The organism is Frigoribacterium sp. VKM Ac-2836, assembly GCF_013248995.1.
Lineage (GTDB): Bacteria > Actinomycetota > Actinomycetes > Actinomycetales > Microbacteriaceae > Frigoribacterium.
The window spans coordinates 40,910-53,321 of record NZ_JABRPK010000003.1 but is presented as its reverse complement, the minus strand read 5'-3'; the positions used below and the strand labels follow the sequence as shown (position 1 = coordinate 53,321).

The 12,412-nt window shown below is 68.5% G+C and carries 7 protein-coding genes, 1 pseudogene and 1 other annotated feature; of the genes and pseudogenes, 3 read left to right on the top strand and 5 right to left on the bottom strand.

What is annotated here, in order from left to right; all coding sequences use genetic code 11:
• The 3 genes and pseudogenes from HRF36_RS11830 to HRF36_RS11820 all read right to left on the bottom strand — a co-directional run.
• A pseudogene (locus HRF36_RS11830) lies at positions 1–549 on the bottom strand (ATP-dependent helicase); the annotation flags it as partial.
• A gap of 489 nt (positions 550–1,038) precedes the next feature.
• Complete coding sequence (locus tag HRF36_RS11825; RefSeq protein ID WP_173210171.1) at positions 1,039–4,194, bottom strand: efflux RND transporter permease subunit; 3,156 nt, start codon at positions 4,192–4,194, stop codon at positions 1,039–1,041.
• A 195-nt stretch (positions 4,195–4,389) separates the two neighbouring features.
• Positions 4,390–5,829 carry a PLP-dependent aminotransferase family protein gene (locus tag HRF36_RS11820; RefSeq protein WP_173210169.1) on the bottom strand — a complete coding sequence of 480 codons (1,440 nt, stop codon included), beginning with the start codon at positions 5,827–5,829 and terminating at the stop codon, positions 4,390–4,392.
• 62 nt (positions 5,830–5,891) lie between these two features.
• On the opposite strand from HRF36_RS11820, the gene HRF36_RS11815 reads away from it, so the two are divergent.
• From HRF36_RS11815 to HRF36_RS11805, 3 genes are all read left to right on the top strand, one after another.
• The gene (locus HRF36_RS11815; RefSeq protein ID WP_217271259.1) at positions 5,892–6,545 is read left to right on the top strand and encodes a YitT family protein; all 654 of its coding nucleotides are present in this window, start codon (positions 5,892–5,894) and stop codon (positions 6,543–6,545) included.
• A gap of 40 nt (positions 6,546–6,585) precedes the next feature.
• Positions 6,586–7,641, top strand: coding sequence for an LCP family protein (locus tag HRF36_RS11810; RefSeq protein ID WP_173210167.1), 1,056 nt, complete (start codon positions 6,586–6,588; stop codon positions 7,639–7,641).
• A gap of 214 nt (positions 7,642–7,855) precedes the next feature.
• Positions 7,856–9,337 (top strand): sugar transferase, encoded by a 1,482-nt coding sequence (locus HRF36_RS11805; RefSeq protein ID WP_371740144.1) that lies wholly within the window; start codon positions 7,856–7,858, stop codon positions 9,335–9,337.
• A gap of 475 nt (positions 9,338–9,812) precedes the next feature.
• Positions 9,813–9,926 (top strand) — a sequence feature (AL1L pseudoknot).
• A gap of 1,436 nt (positions 9,927–11,362) precedes the next feature.
• Here HRF36_RS11805 and HRF36_RS11800 read toward each other — a convergent pair.
• Entirely contained in the window at positions 11,363–11,635 is a 273-nt protein-coding gene (locus tag HRF36_RS11800; protein ID WP_173210165.1) for a hypothetical protein, read from the bottom strand.
• A 214-nt stretch (positions 11,636–11,849) separates the two neighbouring features.
• A complete protein-coding gene (locus HRF36_RS11795; RefSeq protein ID WP_173210163.1) occupies positions 11,850–12,344 on the bottom strand; it encodes a VanZ family protein in 495 nt (164 codons plus the stop codon).
• Positions 12,345–12,412: the final 68 nt, after the last annotated feature.

Here is a 12,412-nt window from a genome sequence, read left to right as displayed (position 1 = left end):
GTCGCGCGAGCGGTCGTCACGGGCCGGACGGGCGTCGCGGTCGAAGCTGCGGGCCGGACGCGCGTCACGGTCGTAGCCGCGGGCCGGGCGGTCGTCACGTGCCGGGCGGTCCGAGCGGTCCCACGAGCGGGGCCCGCGGTCGGAGCCGCGGGCGGCGTCACGACCACCGTCACGGCCGTAGCCACGCGCGGCCTCGCGGCCACCGTCACGGCCGAAGCGAGGGGCGGCGTCGCGACCACGCTCGCCGTTGCGGCTGTCGAAGTCGCGGTTGCCGAAGCGGTTGCCGCCGGACGACTTCTCGCGGGGCTCCCAGTTGGGGCGACGGTCATCGGAGCGGGCGGCCCCGGGGGCACGGTTGCCGCCACCGTCGCGGGTGCCGAACTCGCGGCGTCCGCGGTCGGCGCGCTCGCTCGCGTCCCAGCGCTTCTTGGGGGCGGGTGCACCGGCCTCGTCGGCGCGGTGTCCGCGGTGCTTGGGGCTCTTGGAGCCGGCCTTGGGTGCACCACCGGTGCGGTCGGTGCGCGGGCGGGAGTTGTCGTAAGGAGACATGGAGGAGTTCTTTCCGGGCTTGTCAGAGATGACGCGAAGAAATACCCGGGCAGCCGTTGACCAGGACCGTTCACAATCGTGAATTCATCCCGTCGTGACTCGACGGGAATCCGGCCCACAAGACTTACAAACCCTCGTGCTGTTCAAAGCTGTGCATGATCGGCCCCCGCAGGTGCCGATGTGCTCGCGCCACAGGCGCGGTGTCTTGAGCCGACCCACCTACGATACCCGACCCTCCCCCGAACCGGAAGCCCCGCCTCCTCGGGTCGGTGGGCGGCCCACCGGTCTCTCCCGGCATACCGAACCCGACCGGCCGACCGCATCGCGGCGTGCCGAACCCGACACCTACGATTCGACACGCCGCTCCGGACGAGCACTGAGCGGCGTGTCGACGGCCCGTCGTCGCGAATTGCACGGCCACGGCCACGGCCACGGCCACGGCCACGGCCGCGGCCACGGCCACGGCCGAACCCGGCATGCCGGCCGAGATCAGCCCCGGGGGCCAGCCGGCTCGGCCGCGTCGCCGGCCTCCGCGGCCCGGCGGTCGGCCCGGCGTTCGCCGATGCGCTCCCACAGGTAGTAGATGACGGGCAGCACCACGAGGGTCAGCAGGGTCGACGACACGAGCCCGCCGATCACGACGATGGCGAGCGGCTGCGAGATGAAGCCGCCGTGGCCGGTGACCCCGAGCGCCATCGGGGTGAGCGCGAAGATCGTGGCCGCCGCCGTCATGAGGATGGGCCGCAACCGCCGCGATGCCCCCTCGAGCAGGGCCTCACGCACCCTCAGCCCCTTCTCGCGGTACTGGTTCACGAGGTCGATCAACACGATCGCGTTCGTCACCACGATGCCGACCAGCATGAGCACGCCGATCAAGGACGCGACGCCGAGGGGCACACCCGAGGCCAGTTGCAGCAGGATCGCCCCGGTCGCCGCGAACGGGATCGACACGAGCAGCAGGAGGGGCTGGATCAGGCTGCGGAACGTCGCCACCATCACGATGTAGACGATCAGGATCGCGATCAGCACCGCGAGCCCGAGCTGCGAGAACGCGTTGGCCTGGTCCGCCGTCGCCCCGCCGACCGTGGCGTCGGTGCCGTCGGGCAGCGTCACCGACGCGACGGCGTCCGACACCTCGGTGCCGGCGGCCGACAGGTCGTCGCTCGACGGCGTGATCGTCACGGTCGCCGAACGCACCGCGTCGGTCGTCGTGACCGAGGTCGGCCCGGTCGTCTGCTCGACCGTCGCGATGGAGTCGAGTCGCACGGGTCCGGTCGGGCTCGGCAGCTCGAGGGCCTCGAGCTCGTCGATGGTCGCCGGAGGCGTCGGGTCGACGGTGTAGACGTCGACCGAGCTGTTGTCGATCTCGAGCGACCCCACCCGGAAGGGCTGGATCGCCTGCGACACGATGCCACCCACGGCGACCTCGCTGTAGCCGAGCGCCGCGGCGGCCGCTCGGTCGACCTTCACGCCGATGACCGGCTGGGCCGCCTGCAGGTTCGAGCTGGCCTCGGCGGTGCCGGGGAGCCCCTGCACCTCTTTCAGCACGGCGTCCGTGGCGGTCTGCAGACTGTCGGGGTCGGGGGCGGTCACGTCGACGGTGATGTCGTTGCTCGTGCCGAAGCCGCTCGAGGCGGACACCTCGATCTCGCCCGCGTCGGTGACGTCGTCCAGTCGGGACCGGACGTCGGCCTGCAGGGCGTCCTGGTCGGCGCTCTCGTCCGTGGTGATCGAGTAGGTGACGGTGCTGTCTCCCGAGCCACCGAGGAAGCTCGCGATCGACGTGCCGCTCGAGCCGATGGTCAACTGCACGGTCTCGATGCCGTCGACGCCCTCGAGCACCTGCTCGACCTGGTCGGCGGCGTCGGACTGCGTCTGCAGGCTCGACGCGGGCGGCAGGGTCTGCGTGACGGTGAAGGTGTTCTGCCCGCTGGCCCCGAGGAAGTTCGTCTTCATGAAGGGGATGACGGCGCCCGTGCCCACCAGGATCAGCAACGCCACGAGGATCGTCACGACCGGTCGCTGCAGGGTGCCCCGCAGGACGGGGACGTACGCGCGTCGCAGGCGGTCGAGCGGCCGGGTGTCGGACGGGTCGGAGGCCCGGGTCGTCAACGACTCGGCCGTCGCCCCCTCGACGGCGGCGGCCTCGCCTCCCGGTGCGTGCTTGTGGGCCTTAGGCGCCCGGAGCAACCAGTACGCGAGCACGGGCACGATCGTCAGCGCGACGAACAGCGACGCGACGAGCGCGATGGTCACCGTGAGGGCGAACGGCCGGAACAGCTCGCCGGTGATGTTGCCGACGAAGGCCAGCGGGAGGAACACCACGACGGTCGTGACCGTCGAGGCGGTGATGGCGCCCGCCACCTCGCGCACGCCGACCTTGATCGCCTCGAGCCGGTCGACGCCCGCGGTGAGGTGCCGCTTGATGTTCTCGATGACGACGATGGAGTCGTCGACCACGCGGCCGATGGCGATCGTCAGCGCGCCCAGGGTCAGGATGTTGAGCGTGTAGTCCGCCGCCTGCAGTCCGATGAAGGTGATGAGCACGCTCGTCGGGATGCTGATCGCGGTGACGATGGTCGACCGGATGGACAGCAAGAAGACGAGGATGACGATCACGGCGAAGACGAGGCCGAGCAGTCCCTCTTCGGCGAGCGCGTCGATCGACTGCTGGATGAACGGCGCCTGGTCGAAGACGACCGTGAGCTCCACGCCGTCGCCCAGGTCGGTGGCGAGGCTCGGGATGGCGTCGCGGACGGTCTGCGAGACGTCGACGGTGTTGGCGTCGAGGGTCTTGGTGATGGCGACCGTCAGGGCGTCCTGCCCGTCGACCCGGCTGATGGAGGTCACGGGGGCACCGGTCAGTTGCACGTCGGCGACGTCGCCGATCGTGGTGGCCGAGGTGCCGCCGAGCAGCGGCAGGGCGCGGATCTCGTCGACGGTGGTGAGTCGTTGACCGGCCTGGATCGACAGCGTCTTGCCGTCCTGCGTGATGGTTCCGCCGGGGATCAGCGTGCCGTTGGCGTCCAGGGCGTCCTGGAAGGCGGCGGTCGTCAGCCCCGCGGCGGTGAGTGCCGTCTGGTCGGGCGAGATGACGACGCGCTGACCGGCGTCGCCGTAGATCGAGGCCTCTCGGACGCCGTCGAGCTTCTGCAGGTCGGGCACCGTCACGGTCGTCAGCCGGTCGACGAGGGCCTGCGAGTTCGCCGAGTCGTAACCGGTGACGGCGATCTGGATCACGGGCAGGTCGTCGAGGCTGCCCGTGACCACCTGGGTGTCGACCGAGTCGGGCAGCGAGAGCCGGTTGATCGCCGACTGGATCTTCTGCTCGGCCGAGTCGAGGTCGGTGCCGTAGGTGAACTCGGCCGAGACCGTGCTCTGCGAGGTGCTCGAGGTGGCCGACGTGCCCTCGAGGCCGGGGATGATCTGGACGGCCTGCTCGATCGGTGTCGACACGTCCTCGTTGACGACCTCGGGCGTGGCACCCGGGTACGAGCTGACGATCGCGATCTGCGGGAACTGCACGTTGGGTGCGAGCTCTTGCTTGAGCGAGGTGAGGGCGATGCCGCCGAAGACGGCGACGACGATGGTGACGAGGGCGATCAGCGCGCGGTTGCGCAGGCTGAAGACGGACAGCAGGTGCACGGGGCTCCGGTGGTGAGAGGGAGAGCAGAGGAGGCGCGGTGGACGACGTGCACCGCGCCTCCATTGTCACCAGCCTCTCTGGGAACTGGCGGCGCTTTCTTACATGCCGTGCAGAACGGCCCCGGTGGTCTTCCTGTGGACGAGTCGACTCCCCGACCGAGGCGTCGCGATCCGAGGAGGCGCCGGTCGCGTCCCTCAGACCACCTCGGCCAGCAGCGGCGAGGCCGGCGCCTGCACCCCGTCCACGCCGTCCCACGCCGCCCGCAGGCCCGCGAGCGCCCGGTCGGTGTCGCTGTCCGCGTACGAGAACGGCACGCGGAGGAACCGCTCGAACGCCCCGTCGATGCCGAACACCGGACCGGCGGCGAGCAGCAGCCCCTCGCGCCGGGCGGCGAGGGTGAGCTGCGAGCTGACCGGCGCCCCGAGCCCGACCCAGGTGGTGAGCCCGCCTGCCGGCGACGGCACCTGCCAGGACGGGAACGCCTCGCGCAGGCCGTGGACGACGCGGTCGCGACCCCGTCTCAGGTGGCCGGCCCGCGCCTCCAGCACGCGGTCGAAGTCGCCGAGCAGCTCGGCGACCACCAGCTGCTCGAGCACGGGCGTGCCCAGGTCGCCCGCCGAGCGGGCGCGGACGAGCCGGTCGACGAGCGGGCGCTCGGCGCGGATCCAGCCGATGCGCAGCCCACCCCAGAGCGACTTGCCCACCGAACCGATCGAGACCGCCCGGCCGTACGCCGCCATCGGCAGGGGGGCGTCCCGACGCCGGTCGATCGCCATCTCGGCCATGGTCTCGTCCGCGATCACCACGGTGCCCTCGTCGGCCGCCGCCTCGAGCACCCGCACGCGCTGGTCGGCGGGCATCGTCGCGCCGGTGGGGTTGTGGAAGTCGGGCATCAGGTAGGCGACCGGCGGGCTGGTGCGACGCAGGGTCTGCAGGAGGGCCGCCTCGTCCCAGCCGTGGTCGACGGTGACGCTGACCGGCACGAGACGGGCGCCGGCCCCGCGAAGGGCCTCGAAGGCGTGCGGGTAGCCGGGTGCCTCGACGACGGCTCGGTCGCCGCGCGAGACCAGCACGCGGGAGAGCAGTGCGATGGCGTGCTGCGCCCCGAGGGTGACGACGATCTGCTCGGCGCTCGTCTCGAGCCCTCGCCGTCGGTACCGTTCGGCGATGGCCTCGCGCAGCACCGGCCGCCCCACCGGGTCGTAGCCCGGCTCGTCGAGGTACGCGCCGAGCCGCCCGGCCGCCCGCTGGGCCGCCTCGGCGATGCCGTCCACCGCGGGCAGCGCCGCCTTCGTCAGGTCGAGCAGCCCCTCGGTCGTCGTCGGGCGGGGCACCGAGGTGCGGGCCGGCAGGCGCACGACGCTGCCGCTGCCTCGCAGGCTGTCGACGTGCCCCGAGTCGCGCAGCGCGGCGTAGGCCGCCGCGACGGTCGTGCGACTGACGCCGAGGTGCGCGCAGAGGTCGCGCTCGGACGGCAGCCGTGTGCCGACCGGCAGCCGGCCGTCGAGCACGAGCAGGCGGATGCGGTCGGCGAGCGCCAGGTAACCGGGGGCCGAGGAGGCGCGCCACGAGTCGAGCAGGACTCCGAGCGCTCGTGACGAGACGGTGGTGGCACCGTGGTCGGAGATGCTCATGGCGCCACCTTAGGCCGATTGGACCCTTGCCACCAGGCCAGTTCGGCGATTGGATCGACTCCATGCTCTTCTCGCGTCGCCTCCTGCAGTTGTTCGTCGGCCTCGTCGCCTACGGCTTCGCCATCGCCCTCATGGTGCGCGCGGGCATCGGCGTCGCCCCCTGGGACGTACTGTCCCAGGGCCTCGTCCTGCACACCGGGTTGACGTTCGGCACCGTTACGTTCGTCACGAGCCTCGTCGTGCTGCTGCTCTGGATCCCTCTGCGTCAGCGACCGCGCTTCGGCACGATCGCCAACACGCTGATGATCGGGCCGGTCGCCGACCTGGGGCTCCACGTGCTGCCGCAACAGACGGTGTGGTGGGCGCAGGGGCTGACGTTCGCCGGCGGCCTGGTGCTGCTGGCCGTCGCGAGCGGCCTCTATATCGGGGCCGACTTTGGGCCCGGGCCACGGGACGGCCTCATGCTCGGACTGCACGCGCGACTCGGGTGGCGCGTGGGCGTAGCCCGCACGGTCATCGAGGTCACGGTGCTCGCCGCGGGCTGGCTGCTCGGCGGCCAGGTCGGCATCGGCACGGCGGCCGAGGCCCTGTTGATCGGCCCGCTGGTGGCGATCACGTTGCCGTTGTTCGCCCGGCGCCGGGTGGCCGGGGGTCACCCCCGAGCGGGGGGTGAGATCAACCCGACGACGGACGAACCGCGCGTTACGCTCGTCTGACGACGAACAGCGGGCGCAGTCGCGCGCCCAGGGGAGCCACATGACCGACATCTTCACCACCGGCCCGGACGACCAAGACCTTGACGATCACGAGCCCACCGGGCGACGTAAGCGTCACATGTCGGGCCCGGTGAAGACCCTCGTCATCCTTGCGTCGGTGCTCGTCGGCATCCTCGTCACGGTTGGTGTCATCGGTGGTGTCTACGCGATGAACCTGGCCCGCAGCTACGACCAGAAGACCACGAAGATCCCGCAGGCGTTCCCCGACGAATCGACGCGGCCGGTCGCACCGACCGACGGCTCGATGAACATCCTGCTCATGGGTAGCGACTCGCGTGCAGACGCGACGAGCATCGACGAAGGGGGCCCGAGCGACCAGCGCACAGACACGATGATGCTCATGCACGTCGACGCCGACCGCAAGAAGGTCTACGTCATGTCGATCATGCGCGACCTGTGGGTGCCGATCCCGGGCCATGGCGAAGCGAAGATCAACGCGGCCTTCGCCTACGGAGGCGCGCCCCTGACAGTCCAGACGGTCGAGCAGCTGCTGCAGACCCGCATCGACCACGTCGCGATCATCGACTTCGAGGGATTCAAGGGCATGACCGACGCCCTGGGCGGCGTCGACGTCTTCAGCCAGAAGAGATTCACGGCGCGCGGCACGACCATCGTGCCGGGGCTCAACCACCTCGCGGGTGACGATGCCCTGAACTTCGTCCGTGAGCGGTACGCCTTCACCGACGGTGACTACACCCGGGTCGAGAACCAGCAGGCGTTCATGACCGCGATCGTCGACAAGGTCATCAGCCGTGACACGCTCACCGACCCCGCGAAGATCTCCGCGTTCGTCGACTCCGTCTCGGAATACCTGTCGGTGGACGACACCCTCGACGCGGGCACCCTGGCGAACCTCGGCGTGAGTCTGCGAGGGCTGGCCAAAGAAGACATCGACTTCTTCACCGTCCCGACCGCCGGCACGGGCACGTCCGCCGACGGTCAGTCGATCGTCAACCTCGACACGGCCCTGATTCCTCGCCTGCAAGCGGCTCTCAAGGACGACGCTATGGAGTCCTTCATGCTCTCGGTGCCCTGACGAAGCACGGGCGAGAAGGCCACCGGGCCTGGGCCCTCCCCCACGCGTCGATGTTCGTTCCCATAATGTGACACTGATTCATTACGATGGACCTTTGACAGTGGAAGGACTGGATACTCAGGGGTATCCATCCGTGGCCCATCAGCCGTAAAACCAGTCCCGGTTCGATCCCTGTCGGCACACGTCGAGACGAACGCTGCAAGAGGGGGAGCTCGTGACCACCACGGATGACGCGCGCCTTCGGCACGGCATCATCGGGGAGGCGCCGGCCCCCTGGGCCCGCCACTACGCGCGACGACTGGCACTGACCGACACGGTCATCGTGCTCGTCGCGGTAGGTGTCGCAGAACTTCTCTGGTACACCATCAACGTCGCCGCGAGCTGGGGCTGGGCCGCATGGACGCCCGTCGCCACGCGTCACACGATCGCCACCTTGGCACTGACCATCGGCTGGCTGTTCGTCTTGTCCTCCTACGGGACCCGCGACGCGCGCATCATCGGCCAGGGTGCCCTGGAGTACAAGCGCGTGCTCGAGTCCTCCCTCATGCTCTTCGGCACGTTCGCCATCCTCGCCGTGGTGTTCCGCCTCGACCTCGGTCGCAGCTTCGTCCTCACCGCGTTCCCCGTCGCCGCCGTCTGCCTCGTCCTGTCCCGCTGGGCATGGCGCCAGTGGCTCGTCTCCCGGCGACGGACAGGCACGTACACGGCTTCGGCCCTCCTCGTCGGCTCGCGGGAGTCCGTCCTGCACCTCACGGAACGTCTCACCCGGATGCCCGAGGCGGGCTACAAGCCCGTCCTCGCCTGCGTCCCGAGCGCCCGCCCACGAGAGACCGTCCACGGCATCGAGGTGGCAGGTTCCCTATCGGACATCGAAGCCGTGCTCAAGCGGGGGCATATCGACTGTGTCATCGTGACGAGCAGTGACGAACTCCCGGCCGAGACGGTGCGCCGTCTGGGCTGGTCACTCGAGGCGTCGGGCACCGAGCTGATCGTCGCCCCGGCCCTCACCGACATCGCCGGCCCGCGGATGCACACTCGCCCCGTGGCAGGCCTTCCCCTGATCCACGTCGAGTCGCCGGTCTACGGCGGGCGGAAGGTCTGGACGAAGGTGGCCATCGACAAGGTGGCAGCGGGACTCGCCTTGCTCGTGCTCTCTCCGATCTTCCTGACCATCGCAGTCATCGTGGCCTCCACCTCGCCCGGCCCGGTCATCTTTCGACAGCAGCGCGTCGGCCTGGGCGGGGTGACCTTCACGATGTTCAAGTTCCGGTCGATGCGGGTCGACGCCGAACAACACCTTGCCGACCTCGCCGAGCAGAACCGCGACGCCGGCAACGACGTGCTCTTCAAGATGAAGGACGATCCACGTCTCACTCGGCCGGGCGCGTTCTTGCGTCGATACAGCCTCGACGAGCTCCCGCAACTCTTCAACGTCATCAACGGGACCATGTCCTTGGTCGGACCGAGGCCACCTCTCGATGCCGAGACCAAGTCCTACGAGAAGCACAACTTCCGTCGGTTCCTCGTCCGTCCGGGGATCACGGGCCTGTGGCAGGTGAGCGGCCGCAGCGATCTCTCGTGGGAAGACTCGGTTCGACTGGACCTCTACTACGTGGAGAACTGGTCGGTGCTCAACGATCTGATTCTGCTCGGGCGCACGGCCCGAGCCGTCCTGCGTGGGAGCGGTGCCTACTAAGTGGCGCTGACCGGGGGCTCCCCAGACCGGCGAACCGTCATTCTCGGTGCGTAGAACCACTCGACCCCGGCCGTCGGCGTTGTCACCGTGATAAAGGCGTACCTGAAATACCAGAGAAGTCGACGGCTTCGTCTACCTTGAGATTGAACCGTCGGCTAATGCGCGCCCCTCCGCTTCCCATGGCTTCGTGTGCAATCAGATCGAGGATTGCTTATCGAAGTGAGTCCGCATCTCCGCCCATCCGCTGGTCACCGCATCTGTTCTGGTCCTCTCGCCGTACCGGTCGGAGCGCTACGGTTCCGCCTGGGCCTGAGGAAAAGTCTGGACCCCTGGGGGGTCATGGGGGCCAAGATGAAGTACCCGGAGATACCCTCGGAGCGAGCAGGCCGACTCGCGATGGATGCAGCCCGGAACACGGACTCCAAGCGGTAGGTCCGGGGTTACACCAGGCGCATGCGACTCTGAAATCGGCGTCGGCCTTCTTTGCGGTGGAGCTCGACTACGAGTCAAGCGGATGAAAAAGTTCATCAATGAGCACAAAGATGAGTTCAGGGTCGGGCCGATCTGTCGCACGTGGCAGGCCACCCCGTCGATCTACTGAGCCCTCACGTCCAAACCGCCGGCGGCCCGTTCGATCGGGTATGCCGTCCACACCTTCGAGGTGGAGCGGGTGCACGGGAGCAACTACGGCGCCGACGGCGCGCTGGGGATTGACGTCTAGCTGCGACGGGCGGTTCATAAGAACGATTTGGCTATTGTTCCGACCGATTCATCGAAGCAGGCGCGATCGCGTCCGTCGGATCGAAGGGCGACAGCTATGGGCTCGGCCTTGGCCTCGTACGGGCTGCAGCAACCTTGTTGACGGCCGAGTCTCTTACTCCGGCTGTCCATCATCAGCTTCGTTGTGGCCAATGGGTTGATCTGCGCGCTCTTGGCCCGCAACCGGGTCGGGGATCTCCTTCGCGCAGCTCGGCCGACAGCATCGACGAAGGGATGAACGTGAAGCCGATGACCTCTGACGCCGAACCGCTGAAAGCGCACGGGTCGCGCGTCAGAAGGTCCGTCCGCCGTCGGCTGACACTGCTACGGCGTCGCCCAGCTGAATCCATACAGACCCGGCACCCGCGGCGATTACGATGGGCGCGAACTCGTCAACAGATGCGAAAGCTTCATCTGCGCAACCCACAACCGCCGGCACCGATTCTGCGCTCGACATGTCGAGGAGAAGGACTGCTACTCCGCCGCATGCCTCAGTTCGGCGCCCGGCGACCACGTATCCACCGGGCTGTGAGTCAATCGACACTGCGCTGGGGATGGTTGTGCCGGCATCCCAGGAGACTCCGGAGTCGGTCGTTCTGTGGATGACGCCGTCAGAACAAAGCAATGCTGCGTTGCTGCCGTCAGCCGGCGCGAGGGCAACACCGGCTGCGCAAGGCGCAGCCGCACTCCCGACGGGCGAGTGAACGATGGCAGGTTGCCCAGGGTCCAGGTACCACGTGGTCGCTACGCGGTCCGGGTAGGTCTGGAAACCAGCGCCCGATGTGTAGGTGGCGGTCACGCCGGGAACGCAGGACGACCCGCCCAGACCGACCGCGTAAGCGTAGGCCCGATCAACCGCCTGCAGCCGGAAGACCGACGAAAGGTCTGTGGTGATTGTCGAGGCGGTCCAGGTCGATCCGCCGTCTACGGACTTCTCGAGCACAGGTCTCGCCGTCGGGGAGCACGTACCTGCTGTCGCCCTGTAGGCAACAGATTCGTCCACTACTGAGAGGTAAGTCGATGGTGACACGAGCGCAACTTGCGTGGCCGTCGGAGCGGGGAACGTTGCGGCGTCACCCGCCTCCGTCGAGTCGTCGGTCGCCGACGCGATAGGAACAGGAGTGTACGCGTCAGAAGAGGGAGACTTTCCTTGCCCCAGGAGGGCGTATCCGACCAAGGCTGCATCAACGAGGACGAAAAGGGTGAGTGCACCGATTACGAGGGGACGTGTGTAATTCGAGCCGCGGCGGCGGCGCTGATTTTGGGTCATCGGGGGTGGGTTCCTGTTCCTGATGCTGTGACGGTCGCGGCTTGGCGCAGGACATCGGCGACGACGTCCGCCGCGGGCACAAGTTGGCGACCTGGTTTAGAGGAAAATGGATAGGCCGAGGCGATAAAGTTCCACGATATCGTCAGCCTTAGGGTGTCGAGCCCGTTCGACCAGGCCGCCGGGCCGCCACCCATGAGCACATAACCTCCGCGATGATCACGGATGTAGTCACGCAGTTCCACGTGGCTCCACTTCTTGCTGATCGGCATGTGCTCATTGGATAGTGCCCCCAGGACGGCTCCGCGAAGAAAGGACTCTTCGGCTACTCGAGCCTTCGACGACAAATCCTCACTTCACGCGTTCTCTCATACTTGCATATGAACACGCCGACGTAGGGGCGAGAAGGACGCGGCAGGGCATGGTGCGGGCCCGAAGGAGGCCCTGCAACGAAGGGCCCGTCGCCCCCTCCGACCCCACGTCTGCTCACACCTCGAGGCGCCGCACCGTCCGACGGCCTCTCGCGCGCCTCCGGTGATGCACGACCGCCAGCATCACGAGTCCGACCAACGCCCCGACGGCCGCCCCGAGCGTGTTCGCGACGACGTCGTCCACGGTCGCGTAGCGCATCGGCAGGAAGATGTGCTGCCCGACCTCGATCGCCACGCTGACCGTCCCTCCCACGAGCGTCGCGACCCACCACCGGTGCCCGCCGATTAACAGCACGACCAGCAGGCCGATAGGCGCGAAGAACGCGACGTTCGCCCACCATTCGAGCTGGGCGTAGTCGAACCAGCCGGGCAGTCCCCGACGGTGCAGGGCGGCGAGCGCACGACCGATGCTGGCGCGCAGACCACTGTCGACCGGCGTCGGCCAGTACGCGATGGCGGCCACGACCGCGCCGTACACCATCAGCATCGCCGTGGCCGTGAGGCGGCTGCCCAGGGTGGCACGGGCCCGGCGAACCCGACGAATCGTCACAAGACGACGTCCGACCCCATGACTGCCGCCGCGAGCAGCGACTCTCGCGAGAGGTCCTCGGGTTTGGC

Bases quoted from the DNA above. Each gene is read 5' to 3' on its own strand.
- HRF36_RS11820 (WP_173210169.1), bottom strand. From the start codon at position 5,829: ATGAGCATCTCCGACCACGGTGCCACCACCGTCTCGTCACGAGCGCTC.
- HRF36_RS11815 (WP_217271259.1), top strand. From the start codon at position 5,892: ATGCTCTTCTCGCGTCGCCTCCTGCAGTTGTTCGTCGGCCTCGTCGCC.
- HRF36_RS11810 (WP_173210167.1), top strand. From the start codon at position 6,586: ATGACCGACATCTTCACCACCGGCCCGGACGACCAAGACCTTGACGAT.
- HRF36_RS11800 (WP_173210165.1), bottom strand. From the start codon at position 11,635: ATGCCGATCAGCAAGAAGTGGAGCCACGTGGAACTGCGTGACTACATC.